The organism is Burkholderia arboris, assembly GCF_902499125.1.
Taxonomy (GTDB): Bacteria; Pseudomonadota; Gammaproteobacteria; order Burkholderiales; family Burkholderiaceae; genus Burkholderia; species Burkholderia arboris.
Map to the genome: position 1 here is coordinate 136,841 of NZ_CABVPX010000017.1, position 16,143 is coordinate 152,983.

Below are 16,143 nucleotides of genomic sequence, written 5' to 3' on the forward strand. Positions count from 1 at the left end.
ACGGCCAAAATCGCGCTGCGGCGCGTCTGACAGACCGGGATTTCGCGGATTCGACTTATAATCCGCGGCATCACCCAATTCCATCATCATGTCGTCGTCCACCGCCTCCCCCACCCTCAGCGCCGCCCACCTGCTCGCTCCGATCACCAGCGACATGGAGCAGGTGAATCGCGTTATCCGGCAAAGCCTCGCGTCCGACGTCCTGCTGATCAACCAGATCGCCGAGTACATCATCGGCGCGGGCGGCAAGCGGCTGCGTCCGGCGTTGCTGCTGCTCGTCGCCGGCGCGCTCGGTGAAACGTCGCACCAGCGGCACGTGCTGGCCGCCGTCGTCGAGTTCATCCACACGGCCACGCTGCTGCATGACGACGTCGTCGACGAATCCGAGCTGCGCCGCGGCCGCCAGACCGCCAATGCGCTGTTCGGCAACGCGGCGAGCGTGCTGGTAGGCGATTACCTCTACTCGCGCTCGTTCGAGATGATGGTCGGCGTCGGCAAGATGCGCGTGATGGAGATCCTGTCCGAAGCAACGACGATCATTTCCGAAGGCGAGGTGCTGCAGCTCCTCAACATGCACGACGCGGACGTCGACGAAACGCGCTACATGCAGGTGATCCGCTACAAGACGGCCAAGCTGTTCGAGGCGTCGGCCCGCCTGGGCGCGGTACTCGCGGGCGCCGATGCGCCGACCGAGGCCGCCGCCGCCGAATACGGCCGCCGGATCGGCACCGCATTCCAGATCATGGACGACTGGCTCGACTATGCGGGCACCGTCGAGGCCATGGGCAAGAACGCCGGCGACGACCTGCGCGAAGGCAAGCCGACGCTGCCGCTCATCTATCTGATCGAACGCGGCACGCCCGAACAGGCGGCGCTCGCCCGCGAGGCGATCGAACAGGGCGGCACCGATCGCTTCGACACGATCTTCGAAGCGATCACGCGCTCGGGCGCGCTCGATCACACGCTCGAATGCGCACGCCAGGAAGCGCAGGCCGCTGCGGCTGCAATCGCGGCATTCCCCGATTCGATCTACAAGGAGAGCCTGCTCGCGCTGTGCTCGTATTCGACGTCGCGGCAGTCGTAAGTGCATGTCGTGTGTCGCCGCCAAGACTGCGACGACGCACGTTCGACACGGGAAAATCACCTGTCTCGAAAATTTTCTTCTCCAAGGTCTTCCCTTTCTGAAGAAACGTCGTTATAGTTATGTTCTTGCTCGACGACGCAGCGGTCTTGAAGAAGACTGCGAAATCGGAAGAGTCCAAATCGGGGTGTAGCTTAGCCTGGTAGAGCGCTACGTTCGGGACGTAGAGGCCGGAGGTTCGAATCCTCTCACCCCGACCAGATTTGTAAAAAACCGTGCACCATGTGCACGGTTTTTTTTTTGCCCGGCCGCCGCAGGCCCCGCGTGTCGCGCACGACACATCGCGGTCGCCGGCCTCTGCTATATTCCCTCCATTCCTGTCCTTCACTGCCCATTCCGACGCGTGGACCAAATTCCCTTATGGGCGCAAATCGGCGCCGTCTTCCTGCTTCTCCTCTGTTCCAGCTTCTTTTCGATTTCCGAGACCGCGATGATGGCGCTCAACCGCCATCGGCTGAAGCATCTCGCCGGCCAGGGCGCGCTCGGCGCGAAAACCACGCAAGGCCTGCTCACGCGCACTGACCTGCTGCTCAGCGTGATCCTGATCGGCAACAACCTGTTCAACACGATCATCCCGGTCCTGACGACGTCGCTGGCGCTCCATACGTTCGGCCGCAACAACCTCGCGCTGTCGATCGCGACCGGCATCGTCGCGTTCCTGATCATCGTGTTCGCGGAAATCGCGCCGAAGATCGTCGGCGCGACCTTCCCCGAACGCATCGCGTTGCCCGCGAGCCTCGTGATCGCACCGCTGATGCGCGTGTTCAAGCCGGTCGTCTGGTTCGTCAACGCGCTCGCGAACGGCGTGTTGTGGGTGCTGCGCATCAACACGAAGAAGGGCCGCGACCAGCGGATGTCCGCCGACGAGCTGCGGGCCATCGTGCTGGAATCGAGCAGCTTCATGCCGACCAAGCACCGCAGCATCCTGCTCAACCTGTTCGACCTTGAGAACATCACGGTCGACGACGTGATGGTGCCGCGCCGCCAGATCGAGTCGCTCAACTTCTACGCGCCGCTCGACGACGTCCTGCACCAGCTCGAAACCTGCTATCACAACCGGCTCGTCGTCTACGAAGGCGACATCGACAAGGTGCTCGGCGTGCTGCACGTGCGCAAGACGCTCACCGCGCTGCACAACCAGGAGTTCGACCGCGAGACGCTGCGTACGCTGCTCGCCGAGCCGTACTACGTGCCGTCGGGCACGCCGGTGGTCCAGCAGCTCCAGTTTTTCCAGGAAACGCGGCAGCGCACCGCGCTCGTCGTCAACGAGTACGGCGAGCTCGAAGGGCTCGTTACGCCGGAAGACATCATCGAGGAACTGATCGGCGAATTCACGACGTCGATGCCGCGCAGCGAACGTGCGGGCGGCTGGGACGAGAACGGCGAATGTATCGTCTCGGCCAGCATGCCGCTGCGTGAGCTGAACCGCTGGCTGCATCTGAAGCTGCCGACGGACGGGCCGAAAACGCTGAACGGACTCGTGCTCGAAATCCTCGAGGAAATTCCGGAAGACGACGTGTGCCTGAAGATCGGCGACGTGACGCTCGAAGTGATGCGCAGCGACGATCAGGCCGTGCGCACCGTCAAGCTCTTCAAGCCGCGCGGCACGCGCACCGCACGCACCACGACGCGCTAGCCGAACGGCCGACTGCCGGCGCCGCCCGCGACGCGTGATCATCTGCCGGTCACGTCAACAGGCGGCCCGCGTGCCGGCTCACATGCATTTCCCTCCCTCCGGGGCGCCGCTGCGCACGCAGTCGTCACCCACCCGCTCCGACGCGCCGCCTGCCGCCGCGCCCCACGCACTCGATGCGGCTCAACTCGACGACGCACCGGCCGTGCGGCTGTTGACGGACACGCTGCACGCGGCGCGCGTGCGTGACGCGTCCGACATCCACGTCGAGCCGTTCGAAGCCGGCTGGCGCATCCGCCTGCGCATCGACGGCGTGCTGCACGAACACGCGCGGCCGCCGCTGCACCTGCGCGACGCGCTCGTCACGCGAATCAAGGTGCTCGCGCGCATGGACATCGCCGAGCGGCGGCTCCCGCAGGACGGCAGGCTGCGCATCGCGATCGACGGCGGCACGCGCGGTGACTACCGCGTCAGTTCGCTGCCCACGCTGTTCGGCGAAAAGCTCGTGCTGCGACACCTCGAAACGCTGCCGCCCGATCTCACGCTCGCCCGCCTCGGCTTCGACGCGCAGCAGGCGGCCGCGATGGAGGCCGCGATCCGCGCACCGCACGGCCTCGTGCTCGTCACGGGCCCGACCGGAAGCGGCAAGACGCTGTCGCTCTACTGCGCGCTGCAGATGCTCGATCGCGACGCGCACAACGTCTGCACGGTCGAGGATCCCGCCGAGATCCAGCTCGACGGGATCAACCAGGTCGGGGTCGCCGACAAGGCCGGGCTCACGTTCGCGACGGCGCTGCGTGCGCTGTTGCGGCAGGATCCGGACATCATCATGGTCGGCGAGATTCGCGATGCGGAGACAGCCGACGTCGCGATCAAGGCCGCTCAGACCGGCCATCTCGTACTGTCGACGCTGCATACGAACGACGCGCCGGCCGCCGTCGCGCGACTGCTCGACATCGGCGTCGCACCGTACAACCTCGCGGCCGCATTGCACCTCGTCACCGCGCAGCGTCTCGTCCGGCGCCTGTGCGTCACCTGCCGCGCGCACTCGGATGCACCGGCGCGCACGCTGCGGGAAGCCGGCTGCGACCCGGCGGCCCTGGCAGCCGGGTGGCGGCCGTTCGTCGCGCGCGGCTGTTCCGCCTGTCACGGGATCGGCTATCGCGGCCGCATCGGGCTGCATCAGACGATGCCGGTATCGCGCGCGCTGGCGGAGCGCATCGTCGCGCGGGCAAGCGTCGGCGAGCTCGCGCGATGCGTGGCGGCCGAGGGCGTGCGCAACCTGCGCGACGCCGCATTCGCGCGCGTCCTGGACGGTACGACGAGCATCGCGGAAGCCATCTCCGCCACGCCCGCCGCGTGAACATGCCCATGCCGCCGCGCGAAACCCGCTTCGCCTGGCGCGGCCGCCGTCGCGATGGCGCGCCGTGCCGCGGGACAGTCGTCGCGTTCGACGCCTCGGCCGCGCGCGCCGCGCTCGCGCGCGACGGCACCGCGGTGCTGTCGCTCGACGTCCGCGGGCCGGCCCGGCCGCCGGCAGCCGGCGCCCGGGACATCACACGCTTCACGCGCCAGCTCGCAAGCCTGCTGCAGGCCGGGCTGCCGCTCGCACCGTCACTCGAAATGCTCGCGCGCACCCGTACGCGCGACGGCGTGCCGCGCATTGCCGCCGGCCTCGCCCGCGAGATCGTCGGCGGCTGCCGCTTCGCGGACGCGCTCGCACGCTATCCGGCGCAGTTCGGCACGCTGTATCGCCAGTTGATCGAGGTCGGCGAGGCGTCAGGTTCACTCGGCATCGTGCTGACACGGGTCGCGGAGCACCGCGAGCGCGCCGACGCACAGTGGCGCAAGCTGCGCGCCGCCCTCGCGTATCCGGCTGCCGTCATCCTGTTCGCACTGGCGATCTCGGCGGCATTGATGGTGTGGGTCGTGCCGACGTTCCGGCAGATCTTCGACGGCTTCGGCGCCGCCCTGCCGGCGCCGACCCGCGTGCTGCTTGCCCTGTCCTCCGCGCTGTCGGCGTGGGGCGGCATGCTCGCGGGAGCGGCCGCCGCAACGGGGCTCGCCGTGCAACACGCGCTTCGACGGTCGGCACCGCTGCGCCATGCGGCCGCACGACACCTGCTGCATGCGCCGCTCGCGGGCAGCGCGATCGAGCAGTACGCGGCCGCACGCTGGTGCCGCTCGCTTGCGACACTGCTCGGCGCCGGCGTGCCGCTCGCCGATGCGTTCGCCACGCTCGAGCGCACGGCCGGTCATCCGGTGTTCGCGCACGCCACCGCGCAGATCGCAGCACGCGTGCTGCGCGGCGTGCGTCTCGCCGATGCGATGCGCTCGGCCGGCTGCTTTCCGGATGACGTCGTCCAACCGATCGCCGTCGCCGAGGAAACCGGCACGCTCGACACGATGCTTGCCGACATCGCCGCCCTGTGTGAACGACAGCTCGACGCGCGGCTCGATACGCTCGCCGCGCTCGGCGAACCGCTGATCGTGATCGTCCTGGGCGCACTCGTCGGCGGCCTCGTGATCGCGATGTACCTGCCCATCCTTCAGCTCGGCAACGTGGTGTAGCATCGCAACCGATTCTGTCGCCTTTTAGTCCGAACCGTGAGCCTCATGACGCCAGCGCCCCTGTCCGCCGTTCCCGATTCGCCCGAGAGCACGCTGCTCGCGCTGGCAATGCTGCCGCTCGCGGTGCAGTACGCGTTCGCGGTCGTCATCGGCCTGTGCGTCGGCAGCTTCCTGAACGTGGTCGTGCACCGGCTGCCCGTGATGATGCAGCGCGCGTGGCACGCCGACATCGCCGAAGCGACGGGCAACGCTGCTGCCGCGCCCGACGACGGCTATCCGCCGCGCTACGATCTGTGGCGCCCGCGCAGCGCCTGTCCGCATTGCGGCCACGTGTTGCGCGCATGGGAAAACATCCCGCTCGTCAGCTATCTGGTGTTGCGCGGGCGCTGCCGGCGCTGCGGCCACGCGATCGGCATCCGCTATCCGCTCGTCGAGATCGCCTGCGCGCTGCTCGCCGCCGGCTCGCTCGCGGCATTCGGCCCGACCGTCGCCGCGCTCGCCGCGTTTGCGTTGTGCGCGGCACTGCTCGCGATGAGCGCGATCGATATCCGCACCGGCTACCTGCCCGACTCGATGACGCTGCCGCTCCTGTGGGCCGGGCTCGTGCTGAACCTCGGCGGCACGTTCACGTCGCTGCGCTCGGCCGTGATCGGTGCGATGGCGGGCTACTTGTTCCTGTGGTCGATCTACTGGCTGTTCAAGTGGCTGCGCGGCATCGAGGGCATCGGCTTCGGCGACCTGAAACTGCTTGCCGCGCTCGGCGCGTGGATGGGCTGGGCCGCGCTGCCGCAAGTCGTGCTGTTCGCCGCGGTGAGCGGCGCGCTCGTCGGGCTCGTCGCGACCTGGCGCGGCCGCATGCGCTTCGAGGAGCCGATTCCGTTCGGCCCGTTCCTCGCGGCCGGCGGCGTCGCGACACTGTTTTTCGGCACCCCTTTCTATTCGGCGCTCGGAGGCTGACATGTTCGCAGTAGGACTCACGGGCGGCATCGGCAGCGGCAAGACGACCGTCGCCGACCTGTTCGGCGCCCGCGGCGCGTCGCTCGTCGATACCGACCTGATCGCCCACCGCATCACCGCCCCCGGCGGCCTCGCGATGCCGGCAGTCGAACAGGCGTTCGGCCGCGACTTCGTTGCCGCCGACGGCTCGCTCGATCGCGCGAAGATGCGCGCGCTGATCTTCAGCGACGACGCTGCACGCCGGCGGCTCGAAGCAATCACGCACCCGCTGATCCGGGCGGAAACCGATCGCGAGGCCCGCGAGGCGCGGGGTCCGTACGTGATGTTCGTCGTGCCGCTGCTCGTCGAGTCAGGCAACTGGAAGGCGCGCAGCAATCGCGTGCTCGTCGTCGATTGCCCGGTCGAAACGCAGATCGCACGCGTGATGCGGCGCAACGGCTTCACGCGCGAGCAGGTCGAAGCGATCATCGCGCGACAGGCGACGCGCGAAGCGCGCCTCGCGGCGGCCGACGACGTGATCGTCAACGACGCAGTCACGCCCGGCGCGCTCGCCGCGCAGGTCGATGCACTGCACCAACGCTATGTCGGATTCGCGGCCGCCGCACACTGAGACTCGCGCCCGATCGTGATGGTGTACGAAATTGGCGCGTTGCTAGGGTAGAGAGTGGGCATTAGAATGTCCTGCATTGTTTCAATCCCTACCCAAGAGGCGAGCGCGCTTGATTCTTTACGAGTATCCGTTCAACGAGCGAATTCGCACGCTGTTGCGCCTCGAAGATCTCTTCGAGCGCTTTGCGTTCTTTTTGGCTCAGGAGGACCCGCGTGAACACCACGTCGCGCTGACGACGCTGTTCGAAATCGCCGAGGTAACGGGCCGCGCGGACCTGAAATCGGATCTGATGAAGGAGCTCGAACGTCAACGCCAGACGCTCGCCCCCTTTCGCGGCAATCCGGGCATCGAGCAGAACGCGCTCGAAGCCGTGCTCGGCGAAATCGAGCAGACGCTCGCGAATCTCGCGCAGATGCAGGGCAAGACCGGCCAGCACCTCGTCGACAACGAGTGGCTCGCCAGCATCCGCAGCCGTGCGGTGATTCCCGGCGGCACGTGCAAGTTCGACCTGCCGTCGTACTATGCGTGGCAACAATGGCCTGCGGAGCAGCGCCGTCAGGACATCGCGAAGTGGATCCTGCCGATGCTGCCGCTGCGCGACGCCGCGGCGATCGTGCTGCGGCTCGCGCGCGAATCGGGTCAGGCGTCGAAGGTCATGGCGATGCAGGGCAGCTACCAGCAGATGCTGTCGGGCCGCACCTACCAGCTGATGCAGGTACGCGTGCCGCCGGAGTTGCGCGTCATTCCCGAAGCGAGCGCCAACAAATACATGCTGTGGGTACGGTTCACCATGCAGGACGGCGATGTACGGCCGCGCGCGGTGGACATCGACGTGCCGTTCCATTTGACACTGTGCAATCTGTAACGGCCGCGTGCCGGATCGCTTTCGTATGACTACCGTTGTGAAATGCCCGTCGTGCGGCGCCGATGTGCGCTGGACGCCTGAAAATCAGTTCCGCCCGTTCTGTTCGGCCCGCTGCAAGCAGCTCGACCTCGGCGCATGGGCCGCGGAAAAGTACCGGATCGGGGGAGCCTCCGACGAAGGCCCTTCGTCGGAAGAAGACGGCACGGACGGCCGCCGCGACAGCTGAGCGGCGCGCAGCACCGCTCGCTGGCGATAAGCGATATGGCCCGCCTTTCCGGCAGGCCGTCACGGCGTCAGTTCGACGCCGCTTCCTTCTCGAGCAACTCCAGCACCGGCAGCGCCGCCGGCAACAGCGGCGCGACGTCGACCGGCAGTTGCTGCCACACGAACGCCTGCCCTTCCTTGCTGTGCGGCTCGCCCGTCCAGCCCGTCACCTTGCAGAAATAGAGCCGCACGTACGCATGCGGATAGTCGTGCTCGAGCGTGTGCCAGCGATGGCTGGCCGTGACTTCGATGCCGAGCTCCTCGTGCAGCTCGCGCGCCAGCGCATCCTCGACGCTTTCGCCGGCCTCCAGCTTGCCGCCCGGGAATTCCCAGTAACCTTCATACGGCTTGCCCTTCAGGCGTTGCGCGAGCAGATACCGGCCGTCCGGCTGCACCATCACGCCGACCGCGACTTCCGTCACCTTGCGGCCGTCCGGCGCGTGCACGGCGCCTTGTGCGAGATCCGCGCTCATGCCTGCTCCTTGCGGCCCGACCAGTCACGCGCGAACTGCCACGCCACGCGGCCCGACCGCGAACCGCGCTCGAGCGCCCACACGAGCGCGTCGCCGCGCGCGGTCTCGATCTCCGCGTCCGGGCAACCGAAGTGACGCAGCCAGTGCCCGACGATGTCGAGGTAGTCGTCCTGCTTGAACGGATAGAAGCTGACCCACAGGCCGAAACGCTCCGACAGCGAAATTTTCTCCTCGACGACTTCGCCGGGGTGAATCTCGCCGTCCGGAAGATGCTTGTACGACTCGTTGTCGCTCATGTACTCCGGCAGCAGATGGCGGCGATTCGACGTCGCGTAGATCAGCACGTTATCCGACTGCGCGGCGATCGAACCGTCGAGCGCGACCTTCAGCGCCTTGTAGCCCGATTCGCCGTCCTCGAACGACAGGTCGTCGCAAAACACGATGAACCGCTCCGGACGCTGCGAGATCAGGTCGACGATGTCGCCGAGATCGTGCAGGTCGTCCTTGTCGACTTCGATCAGGCGCAGCCCGTCGTTCGCATAGGCGTTCAGGCACGCCTTGATCAGCGACGACTTGCCGGTGCCGCGCGCGCCGGTCAGCAGCACGTTGTTCGCCGGCTTGCACTGCACGAACTGCCGCGTGTTCTGGTCGATCAGCCCTTTCTGGCGATCGATGTTGTGCAGGTCGCCGAGCGTGATCGACGACACGGCCGGCACCGGCTGCAGATAGCCGCGCCCCTGGCGCTTGCGCCAGCGGAACGCGTGGGCGGCGTTCCAGTCGATGGCCGCCGGTGCGGGCGGCAGCATCCCCTCGAGACGGCCGAGCAGCGCTTCGGCGCGCGTCAGAAACTGTTCAAGCTTGTCCATGTCGTTCGAGCGCCCCCGATCAGGAGCGGTAGTCCGCGTTGATGCTCACGTAATCGTGCGACAGGTCGCACGTCCAGACGGTCGCCTGCGCGTCGCCGCGGCCGAGCAGCACGCGGATCGTGATCTCGCTCTGCTTCATCACGCGCTGGCCGTCCTCTTCCTGGTAGGCCGGGTTGCGGCCGCCCGCCTTCGCGACAAGCACGTCGTCGAGATAGAGGTCGATCTTGCCGACGTCGAGATCCGCGACGCCCGCATAGCCGATCGCCGCGAGAATCCGGCCGAGGTTGGGGTCGGATGCGTAGAAGGCCGTCTTCACGAGCGGCGAATGACCGATCGCATAGGCGATCTGGCGGCATTCCGCGACGCTCTTGCCGCCCTCGACCTGCACCGTCATGAATTTCGTCGCGCCTTCGCCGTCACGCACGATCAGTTGCGACAGCACCTGTGCGACTTCCGTCACCGCGTCGCGCAGCGCCGCATAGGCCGGCGAATCGGTCGACGTGATGGCCGGCAGCGTGCTTTTGCCCGACGCGATCAGGATGAACGAATCGTTCGTCGACGTATCGCCGTCGATCGTGATGCAGTTGAACGAGCGATCGGCGACTTCCTTCACGAGCGTGTCGAGCACCGGCTGCGCGACGTTCGCATCGAATGTGAGGAAGCCGAGCATCGTCGCCATGTTCGGCTTGATCATGCCCGCGCCCTTGCTGATGCCCGTCAGCGTGACCGTGTGACCGTCGATCGTCACCTGGCGCGACGTGGCCTTCGGCAGCGTGTCGGTCGTCATGATCGCCTGCGCGGCGTCGAACCAGTTCGCGGCCTTGCGGTTCGCGAGCGCGGCAGGCAGGCCGGCCTTCAGGCGGTCGATCGGCAGCGGCTCGAGAATCACGCCGGTCGAGAACGGCAGCACCTGCGCCGGCTCGATGCCCGCGAGGCGCGCGAGTTCCGTGCAGGTTTCACGTGCGTTCACGAGGCCCGGCTCGCCGGTGCCGGCGTTCGCGTTGCCCGTATTCACGACGAGCGCGCGAATGCCCGCGCCGCCCGCACGCACCTTCGCCAGATGCTCGCGGCAGACCGTGACCGGCGCGGCGCAGAAACGGTTTTCGGTGAACACGCCCGCGACCGTCGCGCCTTCGTCGACGGAAATGACCAGCACGTCCTTGCGATTCGGCTTGCGGATGTTCGCTTCCGCCCAGCCGAGCGTGACGCCGGCGACGGGATGCAGTTGGGCGGGATCGATCGACGGAAAATTGACAGCCATGGGGCACACCTGCCGGATGGAAAATGCCGGCATGCGCCGGCATCGATTGGAAGAACCGACGGCCGCACGCGCGGGCCGCCGCAACTCACGTCACTGACTTGAAACTGCGAACGAAGCGGCACGCGCGATGCGCGCCGCCGTCGATCATGACAGCTTCCCGTGACATTGCTTGTACTTCTTGCCGCTGCCGCACGGGCACGGGTCGTTGCGGCCGACCTTCGGCATCTCGCCGCCGGGGCCGCTGTGGGTCATCGCGCTGCCGACCATGTCGGCTGTCGCCGTGGCGGCCGCGGCAACCGCGACGTTCGCCACCGGCGCACCGGATTCCGCGTAGTCGGCGTGCTGGTACTCGACGTTCTCGAGATGACCGGCGCCGCGCTCCTCGATCTGCTCGGCCGCTTCCTCGAGCTGCTCGGGCGACTGGATCTGCACGTTCATCACGACGCGCGTGACTTCCTGCTTGATCGCCTCGAGCATCGCGGCGAACAGTTCGAACGCCTCGCGCTTGTATTCCTGCTTCGGATTCTTCTGCGCGTAGCCGCGCAGGTGGATGCCCTGGCGCAGGTGGTCGAGCGCCGCGAGGTGTTCGCGCCACAGGCGGTCGACCGTCTGCAGCATCACCGAGCGCTCGAACGCGCTGAACGATTCGCGGCCGACCATCGCGACCTTGCCTTCGTACTGCTCGTCGGCAGCGGTCATCACGGCGTCGAGAATTTCCTCGGCCGTGATCGACGACGACTCGTTCACCATTTCCTGGATCGCGAGGTCCAGCTGCCAGTCGTTGCGCAGCGCTTCCTCGAGCTCGGGCACGTCCCACTGCTCTTCGATGCTGCCTTCCGGCACGAACTGGCGGACGACTTCGGTCACCACGCCATGACGCATCGCGGTGATCGTCTCGGTGATGTCGTGCGCTTCGAGCAGCTCGTTACGCTGCTGGTAGATCACCTTGCGCTGGTCGTTCGACACGTCGTCGTATTCGAGCAGCTGCTTGCGGATGTCGAAGTTACGCGCTTCGACCTTGCGCTGCGCCGATTCGATCGAGCGCGTGACGATGCCCGCCTCGATCGCCTCGCCTTCCGGCATCTTCAGGCGATCCATGATCGAGCGCACGCGGTCGCCCGCGAAGATGCGCAGCAGCGGATCGTCGAGCGACAGGTAGAAGCGCGACGAGCCCGGATCGCCCTGGCGGCCCGCACGGCCGCGCAGCTGGTTGTCGATCCGGCGCGATTCGTGGCGCTCGGTGCCGATGATGTGCAGGCCGCCCGCGGCCTTCACCTGCTCGTGCAGCGTTTCCCACTCGTCGTGCAGCTGCTGGATGCGGCGCGCCTTTTCGTCGGCCGGAATCGCATCGTCGGCCTCGATGAACGCAGCCTGCTTCTCTGCGTTGCCGCCGAGCACGATGTCGGTACCGCGACCGGCCATGTTGGTCGCGATCGTCACGCGGTTCGGACGGCCGGCTTCCGCGACGATCGCCGCTTCGCGCTCGTGCTGCTTCGCGTTCAGCACTTCGTGCGGCAGCCCCGCTTGCTTCAGCAGGTGCGACAGCAGTTCGGAGTTCTCGATCGACGTCGTGCCGACCAGTACCGGCTGGCCACGCTCGTAGCAGTCGCGGATGTCGCGGATCACCGCGTCGTAGCGCTCCTTGGCCGTCTTGTAGATCTGATCCTGCTTGTCGATCCGCTTCGGCGGACGGTTGGTCGGGATCACGACCGTTTCGAGACCGTAGATCTCGTTGAATTCGTACGCTTCGGTGTCTGCGGTACCGGTCATGCCGGCCAGCTTCGCGTACATCCGGAAGTAGTTCTGGAACGTGATCGAGGCGAGCGTCTGGTTCTCGCTCTGGATCTTCACGTGCTCCTTCGCCTCGACCGCCTGGTGCAGGCCGTCGGACCAGCGGCGGCCGGCCATCAGGCGGCCCGTGAATTCGTCGACGATGACCACTTCGCCGTTCTGCACGACGTAATGCTGATCCTTGTGGAACAGCGTGTGTGCGCGCAGCGCCGCGTACACGTGGTGCATCAGCGTGATGTTCTGCGGTGCGTACAGGCTCTCGCCCTCGCCGATCAGGCCCCACTCGGCGAGCAGGCGCTCGGCCTTCTCGTGGCCCGATTCCGTCAGGAACACCTGGCGTGCCTTCTCGTCGAGCGTGTAGTCGCCCGGCTTCTCGACGCCCGTGCCGTCGGCCTTCTCTTCGCCGATCTGGCGCTCGAGCAGCGGCGGCAATGCGTTCATCCGCACGTACAGCTCGGTGTGATCCTCGGCCTGACCCGAGATGATCAGCGGCGTACGCGCCTCGTCGATCAGGATCGAGTCCACTTCGTCGACGACTGCAAAATTCAGTGCCCGCTGCACGCGCGCATCGGTCTCGTAGACCATGTTGTCGCGCAGGTAGTCGAAGCCGAACTCGTTGTTCGTGCCGTACGTGATGTCCGCGGCATACGCCTGCTGCTTCTGGTCGTGCTCCATGCCGGACAGGTTGATGCCGACCGACAGACCGAGGAAGTTGTAGAGGCGCGCCATCCATTCGGCGTCGCGCTGCGCGAGGTAGTCGTTGACGGTCACGACGTGCACGCCGCGGCCGGCCAGCGCATTCAGGTACACGGGCAGCGTCGCGACGAGCGTCTTGCCCTCGCCGGTGCGCATTTCCGCGATCTTGCCGTAGTGGAGCACCATGCCGCCGATCATCTGCACGTCGAAGTGCCGCATCTTCAGCACGCGACGGCTCGCCTCGCGACAGACCGCGAACGCCTCGGGCAACAGCTTGTCGAGCGACTCGCCGGCCGCGACCCGTTGGCGGAATTCGTCCGTCTTGCCGCGCAACTGGTCGTCCGTCAGCTTCTCGATCTGCGTTTCGAGCGCATTGATCGTCGTGACGGTCTTTTGGTATTGCTTGACGAGCCGCTGGTTGCGGCTGCCAAAAATTTTCTGGAGAAAACCGGTTGTCATCGGATCGGATCCTGCGTCGCAGCACCGGCGCCCGGCGCGTGTTGCGCGCCCCGGCGCCCGAGCCTCGGCGGCTTAGCGAATTAGTGGACTCAAACGTCGAATTTTAGCACGCGGGGAAGCATGCGCCCGTGTCTCCGCGGGACGGGCGCTGCACGCCGACGGCCGGGCTGGCGGGGCGAAAGCCGCCCGGGCACGGGCCGGCGCGGGTACAATCGGCAGCAACGTCCGCGCGCGTGCGCGCCCGAAGAATGCCTCGATGAACCGATTTTCCAAGCGTTTCGGCCCGCTCGCCGTCTATCGCCCGCAACCCGTGTCCGAAGTGCTCGGTCGCACCGACGCGTTCGCGGCGCTGCGCGCCGGCGTCGAGCAGATCGCGTCGCTGCAGCGCGACCTGGGCGAGTTCCTGCCCGACTACCTGGCCAATCACATCGAGCCGGGCTTCATCAAGGACGGCACCCTGACCCTCTTTGCCGCGCACAATGCGCTGGCCGCCCGGCTGCGGCAGGTCGAGCCGCGCCTGCTCGGCGATCTCCAGAAGCGCGGCTGGCCCGTGACCACGCTGCGCGTGCGCGTGCGTCCGAAGGACGCGCCGGAGCCGCCGCACGTGAAGCAGGCGCGGATGACCTCGGTCGGCGCCGCCGCACTGCGCGACCTCGCCGAACACCTCGAACCGTCACCGCTGCAGGACGCGCTCGCGCGGATGGCGGCCCGGCACGGCGCGAAGTCGCGCTGACCGGCACGCGCCCCCGGCGGCGGCCAGTCAACAAAAAAGCGGCCCGAAGGCCGCTTTTTTCATCGCTTGCGCTGAACGCCGGTCACGCGAAGGCCGTCTGCGCGTCGAACGCGAAGCCCTTCGGCGCCGCCTGCGGATCGTCGAACGTCACGATCTCGTACGCGTCTTCATGCGCGAGCAGTTCGCGCAGCAACGCGTTGTTCAGGCCGTGGCCCGACTTGTACGCGGTGTACGACGCCAGCAGCGGATGACCGATCACGTACAGGTCGCCGATCGCGTCGAGCATCTTGTGCTTCACGAATTCGTCGTCGTAGCGCAGCCCGTCGTTGTTCAGGATGCGGTACTCGTCGAGCACGATCGCGTTGTCCATGCTGCCGCCGCGTGCCAGGCCGATCTCGCGCAACATCTCGGCTTCGTGCGCAAAGCCGAACGTACGCGCACGCGCGATCTCGCGCACGTACGACGTGGTCGCGAAATCGACTTCGAGCTCCTGGCCCGTCTTGTCGACGGCCGGGTGGCGGAAGTCGATCGAGAACTTCAGCTTGAAGCCGAAATACGGATCGAGACGCGCGAACTTGTCGCCATCGCGGATTTCGACCGGCTTCTTCACCTTGATGAAGCGCTTCGGCGCGTTCTGCTCCTCGATGCCGGCGGACTGGATCAGGAACACGAACGTAGCCGCGCTGCCGTCCATGATCGGGATTTCCTCGGCCGTCACGTCGACATACAGGTTGTCGATGCCGAGACCCGCGCACGCCGACATCAGGTGCTCGACGGTCGACACGCGCACGCCATCCTTCTGCAGCACCGATGCAAGCCGCGTGTCACCGATCGACATCGCCGATGCGGGAATGTCGACGGGCGTGGGCAGGTCGACGCGTGAAAAGACGATGCCCGTGCCGGGCGCGGCGGGACGGAGCGTCAACTCGATCTTGCGGCCCGAGTGGACACCGATACCCACGGTCTTCACGATGGATTTGATGGTGCGCTGCTTCAACATGGTGTTCTTCGTCTTGATTGAAGATATCAATCAGGAGTTATATTCGATAGACGGGATTATAGCGTAATTCCCTATTCAACGCTGTTTGAAACTGCGTATCAATCTGTTTCGACAGTTTACCCACGCCGATACGGGACGGGCCGATGCCCGGAACGGAGGCGTTTCCGGTCATCAGCCCGTGTTACAACTGCCCTGAGGCCGGTGAGCAACGTTGCCGGAAGGCAACGGCGCACCGCACGATCAGGACGTCAACGTCGCGAGAACACTCGCCGCATCGCTCACTTCGAATTTGCCCGGCGCCTCGACGGCCAGCGTCTTGACCACACCGCCGTCAATCACCATCGCGTAGCGCAGGGAACGAATTCCCATGCCACGCGCGGACAAATCCTGCGTCAGCCCCAGCGCATGAGTGAAAGCCGCGCTGCCGTCCGCCATCATGCGCACCTTGCCCGCGGTGTGCAGATCACGTCCCCATGCGCCCATCACGAATGCGTCGTTGACGGACACGCACCAGATCTCGTCGATCCCCGCCGCGCGCAACGGCTCGGCGTGTTCGACGTAGCCCGGCACATGCTGCGCCGAGCAGGTCGGCGTGAAAGCGCCCGGCAATCCGAAGATCACCACACGCTTTCCCGCAACCTGGTCGCGCACGCTGTAGGCATTTGGCCCCAGCGTGCACCCTTCGCGCGCGTCGTCGATGAACTCGAACAGTTGCGCGTCGGGCAGCGCGTCGCCCACTTGAATCATGGCTGGTCCCTCATAGCGATACGGTTTTTCAGCGTGTCGCGGACAGCACGGCCCATCCCGCTCCGCCTAAGCGAAG

General features: G+C 66.6%; 15 protein-coding genes and 1 tRNA gene. 10 read left to right on the plus strand and 6 right to left on the minus strand.

Annotated elements, in window-relative coordinates; translation table 11 throughout:
- The first annotated feature begins 88 nt into the window (after positions 1-88).
- The 9 genes from BLA15945_RS21290 to BLA15945_RS21330 all read left to right on the plus strand — a co-directional run bounded on the left by BLA15945_RS21290 (position 89) and on the right by BLA15945_RS21330 (position 8,003).
- Positions 89-1,084 (plus strand): polyprenyl synthetase family protein, encoded by a 996-nt coding sequence (locus tag BLA15945_RS21290; protein ID WP_059236288.1) that lies wholly within the window; start codon positions 89-91, stop codon positions 1,082-1,084.
- A gap of 180 nt (positions 1,085-1,264) precedes the next feature.
- Positions 1,265-1,341: transfer RNA gene (locus BLA15945_RS21295), tRNA-Pro, on the plus strand.
- 143 nt (positions 1,342-1,484) lie between these two features.
- Positions 1,485-2,777, plus strand: a complete 1,293-nt coding sequence (locus BLA15945_RS21300; protein WP_059236290.1) for an HlyC/CorC family transporter — start codon at positions 1,485-1,487, stop codon at positions 2,775-2,777.
- A gap of 82 nt (positions 2,778-2,859) precedes the next feature.
- Positions 2,860-4,137 (plus strand): GspE/PulE family protein, encoded by a 1,278-nt coding sequence (locus BLA15945_RS21305; RefSeq protein WP_174993295.1) that lies wholly within the window; start codon positions 2,860-2,862, stop codon positions 4,135-4,137.
- Between the two features lie 2 nt (positions 4,138-4,139).
- Entirely contained in the window at positions 4,140-5,345 is a 1,206-nt protein-coding gene (locus BLA15945_RS21310) for a type II secretion system F family protein (RefSeq protein ID WP_059236294.1), read from the plus strand.
- Between the two features lie 45 nt (positions 5,346-5,390).
- On the plus strand, positions 5,391-6,302 hold the full coding sequence (locus tag BLA15945_RS21315) for a prepilin peptidase (RefSeq protein ID WP_059236297.1): 912 nt from the start codon (positions 5,391-5,393) through the stop codon (positions 6,300-6,302).
- A gap of 1 nt (position 6,303) precedes the next feature.
- The gene (gene coaE, locus BLA15945_RS21320; RefSeq protein WP_059236299.1) at positions 6,304-6,912 is read left to right on the plus strand and encodes a dephospho-CoA kinase; all 609 of its coding nucleotides are present in this window, start codon (positions 6,304-6,306) and stop codon (positions 6,910-6,912) included.
- Positions 6,913-7,021: 109 nt separating this feature from the next.
- A complete protein-coding gene (gene zapD, locus BLA15945_RS21325; RefSeq protein ID WP_027783465.1) occupies positions 7,022-7,777 on the plus strand; it encodes a cell division protein ZapD in 756 nt (251 codons plus the stop codon).
- A 25-nt stretch (positions 7,778-7,802) separates the two neighbouring features.
- A complete protein-coding gene (locus BLA15945_RS21330; RefSeq protein ID WP_059236301.1) occupies positions 7,803-8,003 on the plus strand; it encodes a DNA gyrase inhibitor YacG in 201 nt (66 codons plus the stop codon).
- Positions 8,004-8,070: 67 nt separating this feature from the next.
- Here BLA15945_RS21330 and BLA15945_RS21335 read toward each other — a convergent pair whose 3' ends face one another.
- The 4 genes from BLA15945_RS21335 to secA form a co-directional block, all read right to left on the minus strand.
- The gene (locus BLA15945_RS21335; protein WP_059236304.1) at positions 8,071-8,514 is read right to left on the minus strand and encodes an NUDIX domain-containing protein; all 444 of its coding nucleotides are present in this window, start codon (positions 8,512-8,514) and stop codon (positions 8,071-8,073) included.
- Entirely contained in the window at positions 8,511-9,380 is an 870-nt protein-coding gene (locus BLA15945_RS21340) for an ATP-binding protein (RefSeq protein ID WP_059236306.1), read from the minus strand. The genes BLA15945_RS21335 and BLA15945_RS21340 overlap by 4 nt, the downstream gene beginning before the upstream one ends.
- Positions 9,381-9,399: 19 nt before the next feature.
- Complete coding sequence (gene argJ / locus BLA15945_RS21345) at positions 9,400-10,641, minus strand: bifunctional glutamate N-acetyltransferase/amino-acid acetyltransferase ArgJ (protein WP_174993296.1); 1,242 nt, start codon at positions 10,639-10,641, stop codon at positions 9,400-9,402.
- A 144-nt stretch (positions 10,642-10,785) separates the two neighbouring features.
- Positions 10,786-13,587, minus strand: a complete 2,802-nt coding sequence (secA, locus tag BLA15945_RS21350) for a preprotein translocase subunit SecA (RefSeq protein WP_059236308.1) — start codon at positions 13,585-13,587, stop codon at positions 10,786-10,788.
- Between the two features lie 256 nt (positions 13,588-13,843).
- On the opposite strand from secA, the gene BLA15945_RS21355 reads away from it, so the two are divergent.
- A complete protein-coding gene (locus tag BLA15945_RS21355) occupies positions 13,844-14,320 on the plus strand; it encodes a DUF721 domain-containing protein (RefSeq protein WP_059236310.1) in 477 nt (158 codons plus the stop codon).
- A gap of 82 nt (positions 14,321-14,402) precedes the next feature.
- On the opposite strand, the gene lpxC is transcribed toward BLA15945_RS21355, so the two are convergent.
- Positions 14,403-15,320 (minus strand): UDP-3-O-acyl-N-acetylglucosamine deacetylase, encoded by a 918-nt coding sequence (gene lpxC, locus BLA15945_RS21360; protein ID WP_006487145.1) that lies wholly within the window; start codon positions 15,318-15,320, stop codon positions 14,403-14,405.
- Between the two features lie 240 nt (positions 15,321-15,560).
- On the minus strand, positions 15,561-16,067 hold the full coding sequence (locus BLA15945_RS21365; protein WP_059236314.1) for a peroxiredoxin: 507 nt from the start codon (positions 16,065-16,067) through the stop codon (positions 15,561-15,563).
- Between the last annotated feature and the right edge of the window lie 76 nt (positions 16,068-16,143).